The following is a 22,870-nucleotide window of genomic DNA, read 5'->3' as shown; positions in this document are numbered from 1 at the left end:
ACTTATACTTGTTATTAGTACCTGATACTATAATTATAGTACCATAAAACCGCTTAAAGGCAAACAAAAAAGTCATTAACAGAAATTTGTTAATGACTTTTGGTTTCTATAAAAAACCGCTCTAATCCTTCTTCCCAAGACGGCATTTGTAAAAAACCATTTAATCGTAGCATGTTATGTTGAAAGATAGAATATTTTGGCCTCGCAGCTGCAGCCCCGAATTCTTCCGTTGAAACAGGTAATACATTCACTTTCATATTTGTATACGAAAATATCTTTTGTGCAAATTCAAACCAAGAGCATGAGCCTCTGTTTGATACGTGGTATGTACCGTATAAAGAAGTATGAATGAGCTTATTAATAACCATATTTAAATCCGCCACATACGTAGGCGAGCCAACTTGATCCGCTACAACAGATATTTCATCTCTTTCTTTTCCTAATCTCATCATCGTTTTCACGAAATTATTTCCATATTTACCATATAGCCACGATGTGCGAACGATAAAATATTTATTATGTAACTCTTTGACGAACTGCTCCCCTGCATACTTAGAGGCTCCATATATATTTATCGGCGCTGGACTATGAAATTCGTCGTATCCATCTGGTCTGGTACCTTGAAATACATAATCAGTACTAATATAAACTAGCTTTGCTCCTACTAATTGTGAAGCAACCGCTACATTTCGAGCTCCAATTGCATTTATTCTATATGCAAGATCCTGTTCTTTCTCCGCATGATCTACTTTCGTATAGGCAGCACAATGAATAATTATATGTGGTTTTATTTCTTGTACCACTTGTTGTATTCGGGATATATTTGTCACATCTAATAACTTTTTATCAAATGGATATATATCATATTCTTCAGAATCTAACTCTTCAAATAGTTGCTTTCCTAATTGACCGTTTGCTCCTGTTATGATAACCCTCTCTTTCATTTAACATGCCCCTTACTGGTCTTTTAGTGGTTTCCACCATTCCTTATTCTTTTCATACCATTTCACCGTCTCTTGTAATCCTTGTTCAAACGTATATTTCGGTTCCCAATCAAATTCATTCTTCATTTTCTCTGCATCAATCGCATAACGACGATCGTGTCCTAAACGATCTGTAACATATTCAATGTCTTTTTTTGTTTTTCCTAAAAGAGTAATAATTTGTTCCACAACTTCTACATTTGTTTTTTCATTATTTCCACCTATATTATATACTTCTCCTACACGTCCCTTATGCAGAACAACGTCAATCGCACTGCAATGATCCGTTACATGTAACCAATCTCTTACATTTAAACCATCACCATATAACGGTAGTTTTTTTCCTTCCAGTGCATTCGTAACCATTAACGGAATTAATTTTTCTGGATACTGGTACGGCCCATAATTGTTAGAACAACGCGTTACTATAACCGGTAATTGATATGTTTTATAGTAAGATAAAGCTATCATGTCCGCGCTCGCCTTACTGGAAGAATATGGACTATTTGGAGCTAACGGCGTTATCTCTGTGAACTTCCCTGTTTTCCCTAAAGAGCCATACACTTCATCCGTTGATACTTGCACAAGTTTTATATGCGAATATTTTTTAACTAGTTCTAATAAAGTGACCGTCCCAATTACATTTGTATCATAAAAAGGAATCGGATTTTCAATACTACGGTCCACATGTGATTCAGCTGCAAAATTTACAATCACTTGTACGTCTCGCTCTTTTATAACGTATTCTAATAGCTCTCCATTTTGAATTTCTCCTTTTACAAAAGAGTAATTCGGGTGATTCTGAAGAGATTTTACGTTATTTAAATTCCCGCTATATGTTAATGCATCGTAATTAATAATTTTATATGATTCATAACTTTGTAGCATGTAATGAACGAAATTACTTCCAATAAATCCAGCCCCACCTGTTACTAATATATTCATAAACAACGCTCCTACTTAAAAACTATCTTCATATTCCTCTAGTAATGGTAATATCTGATCCTTACCAGACAATATAGGATCTGTTACTGGCCAAGGAATTGCTAAATCTTTATCTTCCCAAAGTAATCCTGAGTCATGCTCTGCGCTATAATATTCATCTACTTTATACATAACGATAGTATGCGGGACAAGCGTGCAAAATCCATGCGCAAACCCTTTTGGCACTAGCAATTGTCGATGGTTATCTGCACTTAAAATATACCCTTTCCATTGTTTAAATGTTGGTGATTCTTTTCGCAAATCAACGATAACATCATAAATTGCCCCGTGCATAACTTGAATGAGTTTCGTTTGTGCCTTCGGTTTTTTTTGAAAGTGTAGTCCCCGAATCGTTCCTGCCTTAGCCGAATAAGATACGTTATCCTGTACAAATGAATACGTAATCCCTAATGTTTCTAGCACCTGCTTATTATAGCTCTCTGAAAAAAAGCCACGCTCGTCTCCAAACAACCTCGGTTCTAACAATTTTGCATCGGTAAAATTTGTTTCTACAACTTTCATATTCTCACCTATTCTCCGTTAAACTGTTTCCCAAAATTAATATCCCGTGCTAACGTATTTGCCTTTTGAAGAGAAGCATGAGTTCCCGCATCAGTCCACCAGCCGCTCATTTCATTATAAGTAAGTACCCCTCGTTTTAAATACCAATTATTTATATCTGTAATTTCAAGTTCTCCCCGTGCAGAAGGTTTTAATTCTTTAATATAAGAAAAGACTTTTGAATCATACAAATAAATTCCCGTAACCGCATAAGAACTTTTCGGCTCTTTCGGCTTTTCTTCAATTTCAACTATTTTTCGGTTTTGAATATGTGCTACGCCAAATCTTTCGGGATCTTCTACAGATTGCAATAGCACTTTCGCACCTTCTTTTTGATTTGCAAACTCTTCAACATACGGAAGAATATCATCTGAAAAAATATTATCCCCTAATATAACTACCATACGATCATTCCCGACGAAATCTTCACAAAGTCCTAACGCCTGTGCGATTCCGCCCGCTTTATCTTGCACACGATACGTAAAGGACACGCCAAATTCATGACCACTCCCTAAAAAGCTAACAACATCCCCCATATGCTCTTTACCTGTAATAATCATAATATCTGTAATATCGCATTGTTTTAGCTTATATACCGCATGATAAATCATCGGATACCGACCAACAGGAAGTAAATGTTTATTCGTTACTTTCGTTATTGGATATAATCTCGATCCAGTTCCACCTGCTAAAATAATTCCTTTCACCCTGCATCTCTCCTTTATGATGGAGATAATATATCTTTGTAATGTTCTACAAACACTTTCCGGTACTTCTCATATGTATCCGCATCAAACTCATCCCCGTTGTAATGAATACACCATAAATTTGCTTGATTTGGGATACCGATTAAATAACCAGCCCTTTGAAACTCTAAAGAATGTGACACATCATAAAAGTGAAACCCTTGAAACAAATCTTCTCGCCACGGAATATCATACTGCGTTGCCATGAATAAACCATCAATTGCCTGAACTGACAAAAATGGTTGATTATCATAAAAAACCTGATCTAAATTTAATAATTGATAATTCTGTTTTCTATACTCAATCACTTTCCCTACTAAATTTTTTCCTTCCCACCATATCCCGTTATTCGGTAAAAACTGAGCCCCAGCGACTCCTATTAAACCAAGCTTTTCATTTTCTTTAAAAAGAGATATAAGTGTAGAAAACATGTCTCGATTAATAAGATATGTATCTTGATGTATATACACTTTGTATTTCGCTGGATATGAAAGGGCTCGGTTGTATGCACTTGCCATACTTTGCGCATCTCGTATCGGAAAAATTTGCACGACATAACCAGGGGGAACAAAAATGTTTCTTATTTGGCTCTCACATTGTTTGAAAAGCTCTTCATTATTTACACAAACAACGACTAATATTGTATGATCTTTCATTTTTGTCCCCCCCTTATTCTTCCTTATTTACATCTGACATATAGTGTTCCACAAATATTTTTCGATGCTTTTCATAGTTGGTCATATTCACATCAAAATGATAATGGATACACCAAGCATCGCGCTGTACAGGTACACCGACTGTATATCCTGCTTTTTTAAATTCAAATGATTGAGATACATCATAAAAGTCAAATCCGTCAAATAAGTCTTCTCGCCACGGAACATCATATTGTGTCGCCATTAATAAACCGTCAATACATTCTACAGGAATAAATGTTTTTGATTCGTGATACGGTTGTTCTAAACTTGCCATATAAAACAAATCATTCATATAGCCGATGACTTTTCCTACAATTCCACGCCCTTCGTTCCATACACCAGTTGGAGGCACATATTGCGCTCCGACCATCCCAATCATACCAAGGTGTTCATGTTCCTCAAATAATTGAAGTAATCCGTATAAAAAGGCTCTATTTATAATAAAAACATCTTGATGTAAATACACTTTATACTTCGCTGGATGCGAAATGGCTTGATTGTACCCACTCGTCATACTTTTCGCATTTCGAATCGGCATAAATTGAACAATATACCCTGGAGGTACTAACAATTGCAATATATGTCGCACGCAGTTTGCATACAATTTCCGATCATTTATACATGTAACAAATAATATGGTTTTGTCTGCACCACTCATAATTGTGATTTTTCAGCTTCAATAATATACTGAAATACAACTGTCTCAGCCATGAAGCCACTTCCAAGACGATATTTTTTACAAATTCCATATAACTCCTCAATAAGCGGCTCATACATTTTATGATCAACATATACACGATCTACTTTACTAATAACATATCCTGCTTTTAAAAACATTCTTAGCATTTCATTAAATGTAAAAAAACGAATATGCGTTTTATCTAATAAACCATATTCTGTATACGTCCAATTTCCAGCAAGTAAAGGCGCTAATACTGAAATATGAGCAACATTCGGTATACTAGCTAAAATCACACCATTTTGCTTTATATATGGCTTAACCTTTTCAATCACAGCCCATGGATTAAATAAATGCTCTAATACATCTCCAAATATGACGCAATCAAATTGCCCCTCCTCATAAGGAAGATCCATCGTTTCTATATCACCTAAAATCACGTGATCCAGTTTCTCTCTTGCCTTTTCTGCCGCCTCCGGAAAGGCCTCCACTCCTGATACACGTGTACCATTTTCTTTAATAGCTGCTCCCAATGCACCACTCGAGCAACCAATATCAAGAACTTCTTTCCATTCCTTTTTTATATGTTTTAATAAATTTGGATTCGCTGCATTATAATAATGTTCGGATTTTTCTTCATATAAAGAGCTGTTCTCCCGATTCATTTCACACACTCCTTATGCAATTTGAATTTGAAATATAAATCTCATATGAATTCTATAAAGTGCAGATTTTGTTCATCCCCCACTGATTATTAGCCCGCAAATAGCAGTATAAAATCTTTTATCCATATTGGTTACGTTACTGATACTCTAATATATAACCAATCTATTAGAGTTAGAATAACGATAAATCATTTCTAAAAAACAAAACCTATTACACTTTATATGGTTTATCAAAAACTCCACGAAAATATTTACGGTTATATTCAATTGCAGCATTATTCGGAACATAAGAAGCTGCTAATTCATTGTAATAATACGCTTTATCCTGCTCCCCTAACCTGCTATAACAAATACACATTTGTAAATAGGGTAGCCATGTGTAGCTAGCTGGACTATGGAAAGGACTTTCAGTTGCCATTGGTACTTCCGTTGCAAGTTTAAACCAAAATATCGCTTCATTATATTTTTCTTGTTCCATATATATATATCCTATTCTTGTACAATTCTCTCCTCTAGGGACGTCATACCGAAACGACTTCACACAAGATTCGATTGCCTTCTCCCACATTCCGAGTTTCGCATAGCAATCTCCTAACTTACCACATGCATAAATTTTTTCTTCATACCATCCTTCGTCTTGATTAAGAAATGTTTCATAAAGAAGAATTGCATCATCATATTTTTGATTATCTGTAGATTCATTTGCGTAATAAAATAAATCCCTCGAACTCAACTCTTCTCCTGCAGCTACAGTGTTTTGAAAAATTTTCAAATTACGGTTTGTGACTTTTTTTTCTTTTTTATGTGTAATAGCAACTTTACTACTAAAAGTCTCACCAGCAATAGCTAAATACTCGTGAACCTTTCCAAACCATTGAAATTGTTTTTCACGCTTTACAAGACGATTTCTTTTTGTACAATATAAAGGTTTCCCGTTAGAATCCATCGTAAGATGATAAGGCATCGAAACAGCATCAAATTTAGGATCTAATTCTCTTTTTAAGAGTTTCAATGCTTCTTGAGCATCTTCTAATAATACGTCATCTGCATCTAGCCACAATATATACTCTTGCGTCGCTTTTGAAAAAGAAAAATTTCTTGCTGCCGCAAAATCATCAATCCACTGGAAATCATATATGTTAGAAGTGTATTTCTCTACGATTTCTTTCGTTCGATCGACGGAACCTGTATCAACTACTATAATTTCATCCACAATTTTCTCAACTGTATCTAAACAACGAGCTATTGTCTCCTCCTCATCCCGAACAATCATACATAAACTAATTGTAATCCCTTGCTTGTTCAACATAATCACCCTCTTCCAAATCAATCATATGTTATACATATACTAAACTTTCCATTTTTTTAAATTGTTCAAGCAGTTTAAGATTTCTTTTCAATAATTCAAATGTCCGTGTCATTTTCTTTCGGTTTTGCATCTACTATATAATGAACGCTTTATGGAGGTGAATTTATGTCAAATAATAATTATTCAGATGGATTAAATCCCGATGAATCTTTATCAGCTAGTGCATTTGACCCTAATCTTGTAGGACCAACATTACCACCGATACCGCCGTTTACCCTTCCGACTGGACCTACCGGGCCTACTGGGCCTACCGGGCCTACTGGACCTACTGGACCTACCGGACCTACCGGACCTACTGGACCTACCGGGCCTACTGGACCTACTGGACCTACCGGGCCTACTGGACCTACTGGACCTACCGGGCCTACTGGACCTACCGGGCCTACTGGTGACACTGGTACTACTGGACCTACCGGGCCTACTGGTGATACTGGGGCTACTGGACCTACCGGGCCTACTGGTGACACTGGGGCTACTGGACCTACCGGGCCTACTGGTGATACTGGGGCTACTGGACCTACCGGGCCTACTGGTGACACTGGGGCTACTGGACCTACCGGACCTACTGGACCTACTGGACCTACCGGGCCTACTGGACCATCCGGACTAGGGCTTCCAGCAGGATTGTATGCATTTAACTCCGGTGGGATTTCATTAGATTTTGGAATTAATGATCCAGTACCATTTAATACTGTTGGATCTCAGTTTGGCACAGCAATTTCTCAATTAGATCCTGATACTTTCGTAATTAGTGAAACTGGATTCTATAAAATCACTGTTATCGTATATACTGCGGCAATAAGTCTATTAGGAGGACTTACAATCCAAGTAAATGGGGTATCTGTTCCAGGTACTGGGGCCACTTTAATCTCAGTTGGAGCACCTATCGTTGTTCAAGCAATTACGCAAATTACGACAACTCCATCATTAGTTGAAGTAATTGTTACAGGGCTTGGGCTATCATTAGCTCTTGGTACGAACGCATCCATTATTATTGAAAAAGTTGCTTAATTTTTTACTTAGCAGTAAAACTGATATCAGTTTTACTGCTTTTTCAATTTCAAATTCAATCATGAAACATTCGCTATCTACATAATCATATTGTTGTATGACATTTTGCAGGAGGCACAAATATGGAAAGTAAATCTGCTGTTCAGCTTTATCTCGAATTGCTAAAGAAAACAATTTTATTTGAAATATGGTTAGAATATGAGGCATACTTACCCGCATCTCTACATATTTCGAAAGAACTAGAATTCGAACCAGTTACAGTCCCCCTCCCTTTATTCATTAAACAATATGCCGAAAACCATAACTTAAAAATTGTAAAACCAAATGTTTCAAAAAGTGAACGTCATGATGGAATGGATTGGCCAAGAGCAGCACATAGCATGATCGGTCGAGAACGTATGAACCAATTACAAGAGGCAATGGAAACCGTTGTTCGTGAAAATATAGAAGGAGATTTTATTGAAACAGGTGTATGGCGCGGAGGATCATGCATTTTTATGAATGGTTTTTTACAAGCAAACAACATTACGAATCGTAATGTTTGGGTCGCAGATTCATTTGAAGGTTTGCCAGCACCGAATCTAGAACAATATCCAAAAGATTACGGTGATTATTTACACACATTTGATTACTTGCGCGTCTCTTTAGAACAAGTACAAGAGAATTTTAAAAAATATGATTTACTAAATAATCAAGTAAAATTTTTAAAAGGTTGGTTTAAAGATACTTTACCAACAGCACCAATTGAAAAAATAGCAATTGCACGGCTTGATGGTGATATGTACGAATCCACCATGGATGGTCTCGTGAATTTATATGATAAAGTTTCTAAAGGTGGCTATATAATTATCGATGACTACGGGCTACCGCCATGCGCTGAAGCTGTGACAGACTTTAGAAATCAACGAAATTTAAAAGCCCCTATTACTAAAATTGATGTATTTGGCGTTTATTGGAGAAAAGAATAAAAAAGATTTAATCTATAGGAGATTCCATTTTCACTCATCCTTCTTTCACTTCTAACCCAATAAAGTATTTTTTCGGAATCTCCTTACATATAACAATCGTTTTCCTGTGTTCTCTCACTACAAATTGAAAATTTTATTAATAGAGTTACTGCAAACAACTGGATAAAACAGATACTGTTTACTGCATCTTTTTACACAAGAAAGGGGCATATTCATGAGCGAACTTGACAAAGAAATAACTTTACTCCCCCCTCCTGAACTCGTCCAATATGTAGGTGGCGACTTCAAAAAGGTTGGAAAAGAGTTCCTAAAGCATTTTATTCAAATTGGCGCTTTAAAATCAAACGAAAAAGTATTAGATGTAGGCTGCGGCGTCGGCCGAATGGCTGTACCATTAATGAATTACTTAACTGCTGATGGAGCGTATTATGGATTTGATTTGTTTAAAGATGGGATTACTTGGTGTCAAAATAACATTTCAACTATGCGTAATAATTTTCATTTTGAACATGTTGACATATACAATCAATTCTATAATCCAGAGGGTAAAGAAGATGCCTCTCAATATCGTTTCCCCTATGAGGACGGGACATTCGATTTTATCTTTTTAACTTCTGTATTTACGCATCTTCTCCCAAAAGAATTAGAACATTACGTATCTGAAATTGTACGTGTATTAAAAAAAGATGGGAGATGTTTCATTACATTCTTTCTAATAAATCCTGAATCATCCTATTATTTAAATGCAGGACAAAGTACATTAGGTTTTTATGATCGAATTGAAAATTGCTATGTTGTAAATAAAGATATTCCCAACTTCGCAGTTGCTTATCCTGAGACAGATATTTACAATCTATTGAATAAGTACGGCCTAGAAGTAATCAATAAGCCGCATTATGGTTTATGGTGCGGCAGACATGAATATACAAGTTACCAAGACATTGTTCTTACAAAAAAAAGCTTCTGAAAGGAAGTTATGTATGACGAGTGAAAAGGATCTACCTCTCGTTTCCATCCTTATTCCCACTTATAATCGACCCCATTATTTCAAAATCGCTCTAGAAAGTGCATTGGCACAAACTTATTCAAATATTGAAATCATCATCGGTGATGATAGTACAAATGATGAAACAGAAACTTTAATACACGAACAATACTTACCAAATTATAAAAATATAACATACATTCGAAATCTACCTACTCTAGGACAATTTCACAATGACCTTATGCTCATAGAAAAATCAAATGGTGAGTATATAAATTTTTTAATGGACGATGACGTGTTTTATAAGCATAAAATACAAAAAATGATGGCCTATTTTGAGCAAGATTTCAATAAAAATCTTGCTCTTGTTACTTCTTATCGAGTACGTATTGATGATTGTGGAAATCTAATCGGTGATGCCCATCCAACACAAAGGTTATATAGTGAAGACACCCCCTTAAACGGGATATTTTTAGGTAATTGGATGTTAAAGGGCGGGCACAACATTATCGGTGAGCCTACAACTACTTTGTTCCGAAAAAAATTTCTCACTGAGCCTTTTGGCACCCTTAAAGAGCGACAATATTCTTGTAGTGTTGATATGGCCTCATGGATTTCTTTACTTTCTAAAGGAAATGCAATATACATTTCTGAGCCTTTAAGTCAATTTCGCTACCATGCTGGACAACAAATACACAATAAGCTCCTTCAAGGTTGTGAAGATTTCACACACCTCGTTATAACAGCAAAAGAATATGGCTTTTTACAAAATACTACGGACTATAGAGCAGCTCTACTTAGTGCTTACCAATGGTGTAAAAGTTCCTTAAAATACTATCTTCATCAAATAGATATTTTTCCTGACGCACATGTACGTCTTTCACATTGTTTGGATATAATTATTAAAGAGTTAAACAATTAAACTACTCTGCAAAATTAAAAGTGTATGGACTATATGTGAATCATTCGTATAGTTCATACATTCTTTCTCATACTATAAAATCCATTACTATAAAGAGCAGTAGAAAGGAATACCTACATTGAAAGATCCAAATTCTCAATATCAAATAGACTACGTATTACTATTTATTTTATTTGCCATTGGGATTGTTAGTTGTTGTGCTATTGCAAGTGCGCAAGCCTCTTTACCGCCATTTTTACAAAACGTCAATTTTGTACTAAAGCAAATCCAATGGTACTTCATTGGATTTATAGCCATTGGTGTTATTATGATTATTGATTTCGATCGTTATCAAAAAATTGCTTGGTATTTGTATAGCTTTGCAATGGTACTACTTATTGGACTAGAACTTCAAGTACCAGGTGCCGTTACAATTAAAGGCGCTACCGCTTGGTACAGGCTCCCAGGCATCGGAAATTTTCAGCCTTCTGAAATTATGAAATTGTTTTTAATTATCGTCATTGGACGAATTATAGCAAATCATAATGAGAAATATTTTTCCCGAACAATGCGTGACGATTTTTTATTACTTGGAAAAATATTTGCGACAAGCTTGCCACCACTACTACTTATTGCAAAAGAACCAGATTTAGGAAACACAATGGTCATTTCAGCGATGCTTGCAGCAATGATACTAGTTTCTGGCATACGATGGCGTTTTATTTTCGGATTAGTTTCAGGTACTTTCGTGGCTGGATCTACATTAATATATATTTTTTTTACTCACACAGATTTCTTTAAAGCACACATTTTAAAAGAATATCAATTAAATCGCTTCTACGGATGGTTAGCACCTTACAAATATGATGCGCAAGGCTATCAATTAAGACAAGCATTCTTAGCGACTGGATCCGGAGAAATGCAAGGAAAAGGGTGGGAAAATGGACAAGTATATTTTCCGGAACCACATACAGATTTTATTTTCACTAATGTCGCTGAACAATTTGGATTTCTAGGCGCAAGTGTCATTATTTCACTTTTTTTCTTACTCATTTTTCGAATGATTCATATCGCTTTAGAAAGTAATGACCCTTTCGGTAGTTACATTTGCGCTGGTACAATCGGAATGTTTACTTTCCAAGTATTTCAAAATATCGGGATGACAATCGGATTACTTCCCATTACAGGGATAACATTACCTCTTATGAGCTACGGAGGAAGTTCACTGCTTACATACATGATTGCGATTGGATTCATTTTAAATGTTCGCTCAAGAACGAAAATCTTTATGTTTAAATGAACAACAGAAAAACGCTATATTTTTATCTCTATCTTTTTTTAGATATACTAATGAAAAATACGATGGAGGTTTAAATATGAAATATGACATTATAGGAGATATTCATGGATGCTTCCAAGAGTTTCAAAATTTAACAGAGAAACTAGGATATAACTGGAGTAGCGGTCTACCGATTCACCCTGAACAACGTAAACTTGCATTCGTTGGTGATATTACAGACCGTGGTCCTCATTCATTACGTATGATTGAAATTGTATGGGAACTTGTCATACATAAAAAAGAAGCTTATTACGCTCCTGGAAATCACTGTAATAAACTATATCGATTTTTCCTTGGGCGTAATGTAACAATCGCTCACGGACTTGAAACAACTGTTGCTGAATATGAGGCACTTCCTTCTCATAAGCAAAACATTATAAAAGAAAAGTTTATCACTCTTTATGAGCAATCACCGCTCTACCACATACTAGATAAAAAAAGAGTAATCGTATGTCACGCTGGGATTCAGCAAGATTACATAGGAAGACGAGATAAAAAAGTACAAACCTTTGTATTATATGGCGATATTACAGGAGAAAAGCATGCCGATGGCTCACCTGTCCGTCGCGATTGGGCGCAAGAATACAAGGGACAAGCTTGGATTGTATATGGACATACACCAGTAAAAGAACCTCGATTCGTCAATCAGACAGTCAATATTGATACTGGTGCTGTATTTGGAGGCAAATTAACCGGATTACGTTATCCTGAAATGGAGACTATCTCTGTCCCTTCTTCGTTACCTTTTGTCGCTGAGAAATTCCGTCCAATTTCATAACTACCTTACTTAGCGAGAGATTACTGTATTATTTAGGCAGATTTCATATAAAACTAGGTAAAGTAATTAAAAAAAGATGCAATAAAGTGCATCTTTTTTTAATTACCCTACATATAATGTCGCAGGAGGTGACAGAATGAAGAAAAAATCTTCTAAACAAAAAAGAAAATTTCCCCCTTTATATCTGCCCATGTACGGAATTAACAACTGGTGTAGTATTCGGGCTGCAGCGATAGAAGAACTGGAAGAACAAGAGTCATCAAAAAAAAGCAAAGTAAAACCAACATATGTCTCTTTAGAAAATGCTGTGATGAGCCGCATAATCGATCGTAAAAAAATAAAGATGCAACAAAAAAATAAACAGCTCTCAAATCAAGATGAACAGGTACTACATTCTAACCAAACAGAAGAAAAGGCGGAAGAAAATATTTCTGCAGCAATAAATAAAAAAGTGGAACCAGAAATTCCAGCTGCTATTATAAACAAAGTAAAAAAAATAAAAGAAGCATTAGCTTCATCGAATGATATACAAACTGAAAAACCACTCATAATTGAGACACCTACACCTGAAAATACAAAAGTTAAAAGGGGCGGCCGATATGCATATGCGGAAGGGCTTCACTCTCATGCGGAGGGCATGGCAGCACATGCGGAAGGCTTATTAACACACGCAAAAGGTTCATTCTCTCATGCAGAAGGATCAAACTCAAAAGCAACTGGACATAGTTCGCATAGTGAGGGAAGTGAAACGACAGCAGGCGGTGCTTATTCTCATGCGGAGGGTAAACAGACGATTGCTTTAGGCGAAGCAGCACACGCAGAAGGAACCGCAACTATCGCTAACGGATCCTCTTCTCATGCGGAAGGTCATCATACATCAACAGCTCATTTTGCAGGTAGCCATATTATGGGGCGCTTCGGCACTGCAGAAGAAGCTTATTCTTGGTTTATTGCAAATGGTGTAAACGACACCGACCATAATATCGGTGCTAAATGGCTTGCCCATAATGGAGAAATGTACATTGAGGGCGCGTCTTACAATGCAAGCGGAACGGATTTTGCACAAATGTTTGAAACAGAAGACCATAAACCTATTGATATCGGTTATTTCGTTACATTTAGTAGCGAAGAAAAAATTCGGATAGCTACTTCACACGATTCATTCATTTTAGGAATATCTAGTGCAACCCCTGCACTTATAGGAAATAGCGGGGCTTTAAGTTGGCAAAAACGTTATAAAACAGATAACTTTGGAAAACGCCAATATGTATGGACGGAAACCGAAGAAATACAACCTCTTTTAAATACAGAATGGGATCCAGCTTGCAAATATGTAGCAAGAAAAGATCGCGCGGAGTGGCTTCCTGTCGGATTAATTGGGCAAATATTAGTACGTGATGACGGCACTTGCGAAACGCATGGATATTGTCGTCCAAATGACAATGGCATTGCTACAAAAGCCGAAAGTGGATTTTTCGTTATAAAGCGTACGGGTGAAAACCAAATTTTAATATTATTCCGCTAAGAAAAAAGGGAGCAAAATTCTTTATAATATAAGAATTTTGCTCCCTTTTTAAGTATTCATAAGTAATTCTTGCATATCGCTTGGAATCTTTATAGTGAAAGACATTTCTTTCTCTAAAATAGGATGATAAAACGTCAAAGATTTACTATGAAGTGCTTGCCGTTTCATTTCATCTCTTCTTCCTCCATATAAGTTATCACCGAGTAATGGATGTCCTATATGAGCCATATGCACACGAATTTGATGCGTTCTTCCTGTCTCAAGCTCCAGCGCTACATGTGTCTTATCATATGTACTATCAATTACTTTAAAATGAGTAACTGCCCTTTGTCCATCCTCACAAACCGTTCGCTCAATAATGCTATCAGATTTTCGACCAATTGGCGCATCAATCATTCCTTCTCGTTCTACCATCTCACCGTGAACAATTGCTTCATACGTTCGTTTCACAGCTTTTTGTTGATGTTGCTTCGATAAAAGATGATGCACGAAACGATTTTTTGCAATAAGCATAAGCCCTGAAGTATCACGATCTAACCGTGTTACAATGTGTACTGTACTTGCAAGATGCTGCTTATCATAATGAGATAAAAGCGCATTGGCAACACTCCCTGTCGGATGTTCTCTAGACGGAATCGTTGACATGTTCGCTTCTTTATTAATGATAAGAACCGCATCATCTTCATATACAATGCATAAAGGGATATCTTCTGCAATCATCCCTTCACTTCTTTCCTCCACTGGAAAAAAGACACGTAATTCTTCACCAGCGCGCAACTGATGACGAACACTCGCATGTTGACCATTTACTTCAATTGCCCCGCCGTGAAACTTTATATCCGTTAAAGCGGCTTTAGAAATACCTTTCGTTTTCAAAAATTCCCTAACTAAAGTTCCCTCTTCAGCCAGCCCTATATCCCATTTCAATGTAAATCTGTTCAAATATATAACCCTTTCTATTTATCTGCAACAAACGAGTCACGAACTCGTTTCCAGAACGGGAACGGGCGGAAACGAACAAATCGTACTTTCTCGTTTGCGACGCGATACTGGATTGATTTCACATCTTGATGAACCATCGTTAAATGATCCACTGTAATTTGTAAGTTCATTCCTGCAGCCGGCTTTAACACACATGTATGATGCTTCGGCAATACGAGTGGCGATCCTACGGTACGAAACACACGATTGTTAATGGACGCCATTTCTGCAATTTGAATCGCTTCAATAGATGGGTGAATAATTGCTCCGCCAAGCGCTTTATTATACGCAGTACTTCCTGAAGGAGTAGAAATACAAAGGCCGTCCCCGCGGAATGTTTCAAAATATTCTCCGCGTATTTCTACTTCTGTTACTAATGTACCTTCTGCACTTTTTACAGTCGCCTCATTCATCGCTAAATACTGTGACTCTTTACTTCCATTCACATAGCGAATAATAACTTCTAAAAGCGGATATTCCACCACTTGGAATGGTGTTTTTGCAATCGCAATTACTAATTTCTCTACTTCTGTCGGTAACCAATCTGCATAGAAACCTAAATGTCCTGTATGTACACCAACAAATGCTGTTTCATCCAATCGATTATAATAACGATGAAACGCATACAAAAGCGTTCCATCTCCCCCAACAGAAATTACAATATCGGGTTCCTTTTCATCCATTATAAATCCAAAATCTAGCAAGTACTCTTTCATCGTGCTTGCCAGTGTATCTGATGATTGATCTCCCTTTGACATAATTGTAAATTTCATCGCCCAACACCCTTTAGTTTATGATTCGGAATCTTTCGTTTCTTGCTTTCTTGAAAAAGCCTTTTGCGCTTCTTGAATTTCAAGACGAATAGAAGACATTTCTTCATCTAATAAAAACGCCGCTTCAGCTGCACGTTGCAAGCGTATTTTAATATCTTCAGGAAAACGTCCACTATATTTATAATTTAAAGAATGCTCAATTGTTGCCCAAAAGTTCATTGCTAGCGTGCGTATTTGGATTTCTACCAATACTTTTTGTTCACCCTGAATCGTTTGAACAGGATAACTAATGACAACATGATAAGAACGATAACCGCTATCTTTCTTTTGCGTGACATAATCACGTTCTTCCACGATTTCAAAGTCATTTCGTTTTCGAAGATATTCTACAACAGGCTTAATCTCATCAACAAATTGACACATCATTCTAAGCCCAGCAATATCCTGCATATCTTCTCTCAATCGGTCTAGCGGTACATTTCTCTTCTCCGCTTTATCAATAATACTTGCAACCGACTTTACCCTTCCTGTTACAAACTCAATTGGAGAATGCTCTGTTAACATTGCAAATTGAGTACGCATTCCTTTTAGTTTCACTTTCAGCTCTGCCACCGCTTGGTGGTAAGGTGCTAAAAATTCTTCCCAATTTCGATTCATTTCAACCACCACCAAAATCAATCCATTTGCTTATAGAAATACTTTTTCTACAGCAGTTACTAGTTCTTCTCCGTAATTTGCATTACCTTCAATATTTTCAACTAAATATTCTACTTCTTCTTTTAATCCTTCTAATTCCATTTCAATGTCATTCACGCGGACGAACATGACCACATCATTATTCATCGCTTCATGCATTGCTTCCCAGCATGTGTGCGGAATACTTACATAAATGAAAGATGATTCGTTTTCTAAGATATATAAAAATGATAAATTGTCTGAGTCTACAAGTACGTGATTACGCGCACTTAACTCCTTTACCTCTATTTCACTATTTTCCGCACAAAAAATAAGAGCATTCTCTCTCTTTTCTACGCTCTTAACTTGGATTTTATTTTGCATGCTCTAACTCCTCCATCTCAACTTCCTGTCTTACTTAACAGTATTATTGTATCATAACATGGACGCAAACAAATAAAACATTGAACCAAATTTATGAAAAAGCGATAATGTGTAAAGAATTATTTTTCAAAAGGAGATCATACAATGACACAAGAAATTGAAATTGAATTCAAAAATATCGTTACAAAAGAAGAATTCGATACATTATGTAAATCGTTTTCTATTGAAGCATTTACGAAACAAGTGAATCACTACTTTGAAACACCTGACTTCTCTTTAAAAGAAGCTGGCTCTGCACTTCGTATTCGTCATAAAGGAGAAACTTATACGTTAACGTTGAAACAACCTGCAGAAATCGGCTTATTAGAAACGCATCAAGTCGTAACAGAAGACGAAGCAAAAATGATGATGGAAACAAACACAATCATTCAAGGAGCAGTAGTAGATCAACTACACAAATTACAAATTCCTGTTTCTGCTTTAACATATATGGGTAGTTTAACAACAGAAAGAGCCGAAACATTATTTAAAGGTGGAACGCTTGTCTTTGATCATAGTTTCTATTACAATCACGATGATTATGAAATTGAATTTGAAGTGCAAGATGAAGAAACAGGAAAAGCTGCATTTATTCATTTATTAACGCAACATAACATACCTGTTCGTCATACAAATAACAAAGTAAAACGCTTTTTCCTTGCCAAACAAAACAAAGCACGCTAAAGTGAAAATTCCACTAGTGAATATGTTTCGCTAGTGGATATACCTCACTAAAAAAATTTACATCCGTAGAATAAGCAAAGAATGTTTGAGAAGGCTGTTTATTTGCCCTCTCGAACATTCCATTGCTACAATAGATATACATTTCATGGAAAAAGGAGTTTATAAAGGATGAGCAAGCAACCGATGACACCATTTGAAGCAATTGGCGGTGAGCAATGCATTGCAATATTAGTAGATACATTTTATTCCTATGTCAGTAAACACCCTGACTTATCTCCCATCTTCCCGGAAGATTTAACAGAAACCGCTAGGAAGCAGAAGCAATTTTTAACACAATATTTAGGTGGTCCTAATTTGTACACTGAAGAACATGGTCATCCTATGTTAAGAGCACGCCATCTTCCGTTTGAGATTACTCCAAAACGAGCAGAGGCTTGGCTATCATGTATGGAGCAAGCAATGGACGATACTGGGGTGCATGGTCATATAAGAGAGTTTGTTTTTGAACGTTTAGCATTAACCGCTCAGCATATGGTTAATACTCCAAACGAAACAGGTGAAGTGTAATGGATAAGCAGGAAGCAAAGCATATAAATATGCCATCTCCTTCCGCATGCGAGCATAAGTCTGTAGAAGCATATTTATTTATTGATCCACTTTGTAAAGATTGCTGGGAAATTGAGCCTTTTATTATTAAACTATGGCTTGAATACGGGAAATACTTCTCTATTCGTCATATCGTAACAGGAAAAGTGGATGGAACGAACGCTTCCTCACACAAATGGAATAAACCTGCTAATATTCGATTTGTGTGGGAAAAGACAACAAGTTTACAAGGTTTTTCATGTGATGGAAAGGTACATATGCAAGAAGCATCGTCAACACCATATTTAGTTTCGATGGCAATTAAGGCAGCGGAGTTACAGGGCCGAAAAGCAGGTTCGAAGTTTTTGCGAAAACTCCAAGAATACATTTTTCTTGAAAATGTATCAAACCCTGACTGCGAACTATTACTTGCATGTGCGAAAGATAGCAATATTGATGTAGAAGAATTTAAAAAAGATCTACATTCTGCTAGTGCAAAAAAAGCTTTCCAATGTGACTTGAAATTCACGAATGAGATGCATATTACAGAAATACCCTCCCTCGTCTTTTTTCATGCGAATTCAGATGAAGAAGGTATTAAAATCGCTGGAAATTATTCCTACGATGTATACGTACAATTATTAAAAGAACTTGTAAAATGTGAAATTGAGCCAGAACCATTACCACCTTTAGAAGTGTTACTAGAAGCAACACAATTTATATCTTCAAAAGAAGTAGCATTTATTTATGACTGTTCGCAACAAGAAATTGAGCGCGAACTTAAAAAATTACAACTGAAACGAAAAGTACAAATGATTGAAGTAAAATGCGAACGTTATTGGAAATGGATAGCAAAAGAAAAAGACCTGGTGTAAACACCAGGTCTTTTTCTTTACGGCTTATAAAAATATTAAAGGGGATGGGAGAAATTTTCACGTTCAAACAAAGGGGTATATGTTTGTATGTGAATTCGTTCACGCTTATTATATTACAAGATTCGACGCCAGATGACAACCCCTTTTGTCGAATTTCACACTTTTGTCACATTCTAAACGTTTTCATTTTTGAATAAGCTATAAAAAAGGTCATTTAGGGGGTTTATTTATGAAAAAATCTTATATTGCTCTTCTCTTTCTAGCTGTCATCGTTTCTTTTTTCTTGTACATCCTCTCTCTGCTACAAGCTTTTCCTAAAATTATTGCCTTACCTCTTTTATTCGGAATCATCGTGATCACTCTCTCTTATTTCAATCATAAAAAACGATTCAAAGGGTTTTAATTTCAAAAATCAGCCGTAAAACTATCCTTTCAGTTAAAAAAACAAAGAAATCCACCTTGTTTTTTCGACAAATATCGACATAGAATCTATTCAACAAAAAAGACGAGGGTACAATCCCTCGTCTTTTTTCATTACTTTTCTTCAAATAATAATGCTTCTAACTCATTTAATTTCTCTTCAAATACTTGTAATGCCTCTTTTACTGGTTCAGGAGATGCCATATCTACTCCTGCTTTTTTCAGCACTTCAATTGGATAATCAGAGCTTCCTGCTTTTAAGAACTCGTTAATATAACGTTCTACTGCTGGTTGTCCTTCTTCTAAAATCTGTTTAGATAGAGCTGTCGCTGCACTAAATCCTGTTGCGTATTGATATACGTAATAGTTGTAGTAGAAGTGCGGAATACGAGACCATTCTAAACCAATCTCTTCGTCGATTACTAAAGCCTCACCGAAATATTTCTTATTTAAATCGTAGTAGATTTCCGTTAGCATATCTGGCGTAACTGCATGTCCTTCTTGTACTTTCTTATGAATAATATGTTCAAACTCTGCAAACATCGTTTGACGGAATACAGTACCACGGAATCCTTCTAAATAATGATTTAATAAATATAGACGCTCTTTCTTATCTTCTGTCGTTTTTAGTAAATAATCATTTAGAAGCGCTTCATTACAAGTTGATGCCACTTCTGCTACGAAGATGGAATAATCACCATATACGTGCGGTTGTGTTTTTCTTGTATAGTAACTATGCACCGAATGACCAAACTCATGAGCAAGTGTAAATAAATTATTTACATTATCATGCCAGTTCATTAAAATATACGGATTTGTTCCATATGCACCAGATGAATATGCCCCGCTTCGTTTTCCTTTATTCTCATACACATCTACCCAGCGATTTTCATATGCTTCCTTCAAAATATCAACATATTCATCACCAAGTACGTTTAAAGATTTTAATAAAAGGTCTTGCGCTTCTTCGTATTTCACATTCATTTTCACTTCTGGTACAAGTGGTGTATATAAATCATACATATGAAGCTCATCAAGTCCTAATGCACGCTTACGAATATCGATGTAACGGTGTAATAAATGTAAATTGTCATTTACCGTTTCAACGAGTTGATCGTATACTGCTTCCGGAATATTATTATTGCTCAGTGCAGCTTGGCGAGCAGAATCATATTTACGAACACGTGCATTGAAATTATTACGTTTTACTGCTCCGCTTAACGTACTTGCGAATGTGTTTTTAAATTTCCCATACGTTTCATATACAGCTTTAAATGCATCTTCGCGAACACGAGGATCATCACTTTCTAAAAACTGAATGTAACGACCATGTGTAATTTCTATTTCTTCTCCGTCTTCACCTTTAATAGATGGGAATTTTAAATCCGCGTTATTCAACATACCGAAAGTATTGCTTGATGAACTCATTACTTCAGATGCTTCCGCTAATAAAGCTTCCTCAGCTTCTGATAATACGTGCGGGCGTTGACGTGTAATTTCTTCTAATGCATGTTCATATACACTTAAATCTCTATTTTCCTTCAAGAATGTTTGCAGTGTATCTTCTGAAATCAATAAAATTTCAGGCACAATATACGCTGTGCTACTAGATACTTGTGAATATAAATTTGTTGCGCGATCATTTAATGCTTGATATACAGAGTTTGTTGTATCTTGATCGTAACGCATATGAGCATATGTATATAGCTTACCTAATCGCATTGAAATTTCATCTTCATATTGCAATGCCTCAAGTAAATTGTCCGCAGAGTCACCAAGTTTCCCTTTAAATTCAGTTAACTTCGGTAATAGCTCTTTAATAGCCTGGAATTCTTTTTCCCATTCTGCATCCGTTTGGAAAATATCTTCTAATCGCCACGTACTTGCTTCTTCAATCTCGTTGCGATCTGGTAATGCTTTCGCTTTGTTTTGTTCAGACATCCTTTAAGCCCTCCTTTAAATATCTCTACTTAAGTACAATTCGTTTTTTTCTTATGTAATTCCTTCACAATCATTCTTTATTATATCCCCTTTTCCTCCTCTCATGTTAAAATTTGCCTCAAATAAAGATAGCGCATGTATTAAGCAAATCTCATCATGTTTCATAATTTCCTCCTCTGTTTTTAACATCACTACACCCCTTATTTTTCGGTACGTATAAGTTCCCACTTTATGCAATACACCTATATAGCATAAAAATGTCATATATTCATTAACTGCCACTTTCCATGTTTGCTGTGAAAAGTACGGAAGTATCCGCCTTTTCGTATACCTTTTTACATAACTACACACGTATTGAAGAGAAATACACTCTCCTACTGCAAGCTCCCCTATACACTTCATATATAGAAAAGCTTGCCATATAAATGGGTTTGTTTGAAAAGCAAATCCAGAAGGAAGTGGAACACCAATTTCAGAAGGAAAGCTCGCTGGGGTACATTTAAATTGATATAAGAGGCGTAATAATGACTTATAATTATAATTCCAAATCGGCAGGGCATTTTGGCGAAAGTATTTCTTTCTCTTCTTCCACTCTTCCCTTAGTATCTCTTTCTCGAAAGGAACCGGAGAAAAAAGCATTTCAAAAGTAGTTTTATCGGTTGGTAAATATACAGTATGCGCGAAAAAGATGTTTGTAGAAAATGGAGTGACAAATGCACATTTCATAAATGATTTTTCTTTCGAACAGAAGAAAATAAGAAATGGTTGAGGATAAGATTGTAAGGAGAAAGCCATAAGTGAGGAGAATTTCATCCAATATGCAGATTGCTTTTTCAATTGATTTCCACCAGCGATCCAAATGACCTGTATACCAGCTTGCCAATACGAATATGTTCTTTTATACAGCTGCTCTATAGCGAGGTTTGCGCATTGGTATTCAATTGCAATTTTTCTGCCCGCCCTCTCTACAAAAACATCTGGTCGTTGCTTAATTTCTGGAAGGTAGTACTCTATATCCACCTGAAAGTTTTGATGTTTGAACCATCTATATAACAATTCTTTACCGTGCATATGATACGTTGATTCCGCTTCATAAAAGGCAAGACATGAATCCACTTTTTTATGAGCAAAATCCCAACTTTTTTGTTTTCCTAATTTCATTTGCACTTCCTTTCCACAAGCTACACAAAAGAATCGTTCCTGTTGACGCATACGGCGCAAAAGCTCTTCATTACAATTATAGAGTAAATGAATTTTTTCTCCAGTTTCTCTTTTAGCGATAAATATCGTAATCACACCCTTTCAGCTCCTTATATTCTAC

The 22,870-nt window shown here is 36.1% G+C and carries 25 protein-coding genes; 11 read left to right on the top strand and 14 right to left on the bottom strand.

Annotated features, from left to right (window positions below; all coding sequences use genetic code 11):
- Nucleotides 1–89 precede the first annotated feature (89 nt).
- The 8 genes from rfbD to AC241_RS06165 form a co-directional block, all read right to left on the bottom strand.
- Nucleotides 90–944 (bottom strand): dTDP-4-dehydrorhamnose reductase, encoded by an 855-nt coding sequence (gene rfbD, locus AC241_RS06200; protein ID WP_016082448.1) that lies wholly within the window; start codon nucleotides 942–944, stop codon nucleotides 90–92.
- A 12-nt stretch (nucleotides 945–956) separates the two neighbouring features.
- On the bottom strand, nucleotides 957–1,928 hold the full coding sequence (rfbB, locus tag AC241_RS06195) for a dTDP-glucose 4,6-dehydratase (RefSeq protein WP_050842877.1): 972 nt from the start codon (nucleotides 1,926–1,928) through the stop codon (nucleotides 957–959).
- 15 nt (nucleotides 1,929–1,943) lie between these two features.
- Nucleotides 1,944–2,489: a dTDP-4-dehydrorhamnose 3,5-epimerase gene (gene rfbC, locus AC241_RS06190; protein ID WP_050842875.1), complete on the bottom strand. Its 546-nt coding sequence runs from the start codon at nucleotides 2,487–2,489 to the stop codon at nucleotides 1,944–1,946.
- 8 nt (nucleotides 2,490–2,497) lie between these two features.
- On the bottom strand, nucleotides 2,498–3,235 hold the full coding sequence (locus AC241_RS06185; protein ID WP_000676160.1) for a sugar phosphate nucleotidyltransferase: 738 nt from the start codon (nucleotides 3,233–3,235) through the stop codon (nucleotides 2,498–2,500).
- Between the two features lie 14 nt (nucleotides 3,236–3,249).
- The gene (locus tag AC241_RS06180; protein WP_016082451.1) at nucleotides 3,250–3,930 is read right to left on the bottom strand and encodes a glycosyltransferase family protein; all 681 of its coding nucleotides are present in this window, start codon (nucleotides 3,928–3,930) and stop codon (nucleotides 3,250–3,252) included.
- 13 nt (nucleotides 3,931–3,943) lie between these two features.
- Nucleotides 3,944–4,630 (bottom strand): glycosyltransferase family protein, encoded by a 687-nt coding sequence (locus tag AC241_RS06175; protein WP_016082452.1) that lies wholly within the window; start codon nucleotides 4,628–4,630, stop codon nucleotides 3,944–3,946.
- Nucleotides 4,627–5,316 (bottom strand): class I SAM-dependent methyltransferase, encoded by a 690-nt coding sequence (locus tag AC241_RS06170; RefSeq protein ID WP_016082453.1) that lies wholly within the window; start codon nucleotides 5,314–5,316, stop codon nucleotides 4,627–4,629. The genes AC241_RS06175 and AC241_RS06170 overlap by 4 nt, the downstream gene beginning before the upstream one ends.
- A gap of 211 nt (nucleotides 5,317–5,527) precedes the next feature.
- Nucleotides 5,528–6,625 carry a glycosyltransferase gene (locus tag AC241_RS06165; protein WP_050842873.1) on the bottom strand — a complete coding sequence of 366 codons (1,098 nt, stop codon included), beginning with the start codon at nucleotides 6,623–6,625 and terminating at the stop codon, nucleotides 5,528–5,530.
- Between the two features lie 165 nt (nucleotides 6,626–6,790).
- Here AC241_RS06165 and AC241_RS06160 point away from each other — a divergent pair, with 165 nt between their 5' ends.
- From AC241_RS06160 to AC241_RS06130, 7 genes are all read left to right on the top strand, one after another.
- The gene (locus AC241_RS06160; RefSeq protein WP_050842871.1) at nucleotides 6,791–7,696 is read left to right on the top strand and encodes a BclA C-terminal domain-containing protein; all 906 of its coding nucleotides are present in this window, start codon (nucleotides 6,791–6,793) and stop codon (nucleotides 7,694–7,696) included.
- A 122-nt stretch (nucleotides 7,697–7,818) separates the two neighbouring features.
- On the top strand, nucleotides 7,819–8,664 hold the full coding sequence (locus AC241_RS06155) for a TylF/MycF family methyltransferase (protein WP_043937653.1): 846 nt from the start codon (nucleotides 7,819–7,821) through the stop codon (nucleotides 8,662–8,664).
- Nucleotides 8,665–8,878: 214 nt separating this feature from the next.
- Nucleotides 8,879–9,631, top strand: coding sequence for a class I SAM-dependent methyltransferase (locus tag AC241_RS06150; protein ID WP_029442146.1), 753 nt, complete (start codon nucleotides 8,879–8,881; stop codon nucleotides 9,629–9,631).
- 13 nt (nucleotides 9,632–9,644) lie between these two features.
- Nucleotides 9,645–10,571, top strand: coding sequence for a glycosyltransferase family 2 protein (locus tag AC241_RS06145; RefSeq protein ID WP_029442145.1), 927 nt, complete (start codon nucleotides 9,645–9,647; stop codon nucleotides 10,569–10,571).
- Nucleotides 10,572–10,689: 118 nt separating this feature from the next.
- Complete coding sequence (locus AC241_RS06140; protein WP_000654703.1) at nucleotides 10,690–11,850, top strand: FtsW/RodA/SpoVE family cell cycle protein; 1,161 nt, start codon at nucleotides 10,690–10,692, stop codon at nucleotides 11,848–11,850.
- A gap of 76 nt (nucleotides 11,851–11,926) precedes the next feature.
- Entirely contained in the window at nucleotides 11,927–12,667 is a 741-nt protein-coding gene (gene prpE, locus AC241_RS06135) for a bis(5'-nucleosyl)-tetraphosphatase PrpE (protein ID WP_029442144.1), read from the top strand.
- 136 nt (nucleotides 12,668–12,803) lie between these two features.
- Nucleotides 12,804–14,192 (top strand): peptidase G2 autoproteolytic cleavage domain-containing protein, encoded by a 1,389-nt coding sequence (locus AC241_RS06130; RefSeq protein WP_029442143.1) that lies wholly within the window; start codon nucleotides 12,804–12,806, stop codon nucleotides 14,190–14,192.
- Between the two features lie 48 nt (nucleotides 14,193–14,240).
- On the opposite strand, the gene AC241_RS06125 is transcribed toward AC241_RS06130, so the two are convergent.
- Genes AC241_RS06125 through AC241_RS06110 form a run of 4 tightly spaced genes read right to left on the bottom strand, consistent with a single transcriptional unit; the run spans nucleotide 14,241 to nucleotide 17,005 of the window.
- Complete coding sequence (locus AC241_RS06125) at nucleotides 14,241–15,134, bottom strand: RluA family pseudouridine synthase (RefSeq protein WP_050842870.1); 894 nt, start codon at nucleotides 15,132–15,134, stop codon at nucleotides 14,241–14,243.
- Nucleotides 15,135–15,148: 14 nt separating this feature from the next.
- On the bottom strand, nucleotides 15,149–15,946 hold the full coding sequence (locus tag AC241_RS06120; RefSeq protein ID WP_000673190.1) for an NAD kinase: 798 nt from the start codon (nucleotides 15,944–15,946) through the stop codon (nucleotides 15,149–15,151).
- A gap of 18 nt (nucleotides 15,947–15,964) precedes the next feature.
- Nucleotides 15,965–16,603 (bottom strand): GTP diphosphokinase, encoded by a 639-nt coding sequence (locus AC241_RS06115; RefSeq protein ID WP_001081482.1) that lies wholly within the window; start codon nucleotides 16,601–16,603, stop codon nucleotides 15,965–15,967.
- Nucleotides 16,604–16,633: 30 nt separating this feature from the next.
- Complete coding sequence (locus AC241_RS06110; protein ID WP_001180003.1) at nucleotides 16,634–17,005, bottom strand: UPF0738 family protein; 372 nt, start codon at nucleotides 17,003–17,005, stop codon at nucleotides 16,634–16,636.
- Between the two features lie 144 nt (nucleotides 17,006–17,149).
- Between AC241_RS06110 and AC241_RS06105 the strand changes: the two genes are divergently transcribed.
- The 4 genes from AC241_RS06105 to AC241_RS34670 all read left to right on the top strand — a co-directional run bounded on the left by AC241_RS06105 (nucleotide 17,150) and on the right by AC241_RS34670 (nucleotide 19,591).
- Nucleotides 17,150–17,728, top strand: coding sequence for a CYTH domain-containing protein (locus AC241_RS06105; protein ID WP_000191122.1), 579 nt, complete (start codon nucleotides 17,150–17,152; stop codon nucleotides 17,726–17,728).
- A gap of 168 nt (nucleotides 17,729–17,896) precedes the next feature.
- A complete protein-coding gene (locus AC241_RS06100; RefSeq protein ID WP_000043386.1) occupies nucleotides 17,897–18,295 on the top strand; it encodes a globin domain-containing protein in 399 nt (132 codons plus the stop codon).
- On the top strand, nucleotides 18,295–19,188 hold the full coding sequence (locus AC241_RS06095) for a ClpXP adapter SpxH family protein (RefSeq protein ID WP_016082463.1): 894 nt from the start codon (nucleotides 18,295–18,297) through the stop codon (nucleotides 19,186–19,188). Before AC241_RS06100 ends, AC241_RS06095 begins: the two co-directional genes overlap by 1 nt.
- A gap of 229 nt (nucleotides 19,189–19,417) precedes the next feature.
- Entirely contained in the window at nucleotides 19,418–19,591 is a 174-nt protein-coding gene (locus AC241_RS34670) for a hypothetical protein (protein WP_000750354.1), read from the top strand.
- Nucleotides 19,592–19,722: 131 nt separating this feature from the next.
- Here AC241_RS34670 and pepF read toward each other — a convergent pair whose 3' ends face one another.
- The gene (pepF, locus tag AC241_RS06085) at nucleotides 19,723–21,549 is read right to left on the bottom strand and encodes an oligoendopeptidase F (RefSeq protein WP_029442141.1); all 1,827 of its coding nucleotides are present in this window, start codon (nucleotides 21,547–21,549) and stop codon (nucleotides 19,723–19,725) included.
- A 51-nt stretch (nucleotides 21,550–21,600) separates the two neighbouring features.
- Entirely contained in the window at nucleotides 21,601–22,845 is a 1,245-nt protein-coding gene (locus AC241_RS06080; protein ID WP_050842868.1) for a competence protein CoiA, read from the bottom strand.
- Nucleotides 22,846–22,870: the final 25 nt, after the last annotated feature.

This window comes from Bacillus thuringiensis, assembly GCF_001182785.1.
Taxonomy (GTDB): Bacteria; Bacillota; Bacilli; order Bacillales; family Bacillaceae_G; genus Bacillus_A; species Bacillus_A thuringiensis_S.
This window is presented reverse-complemented; position numbering and strand designations above follow the sequence as displayed.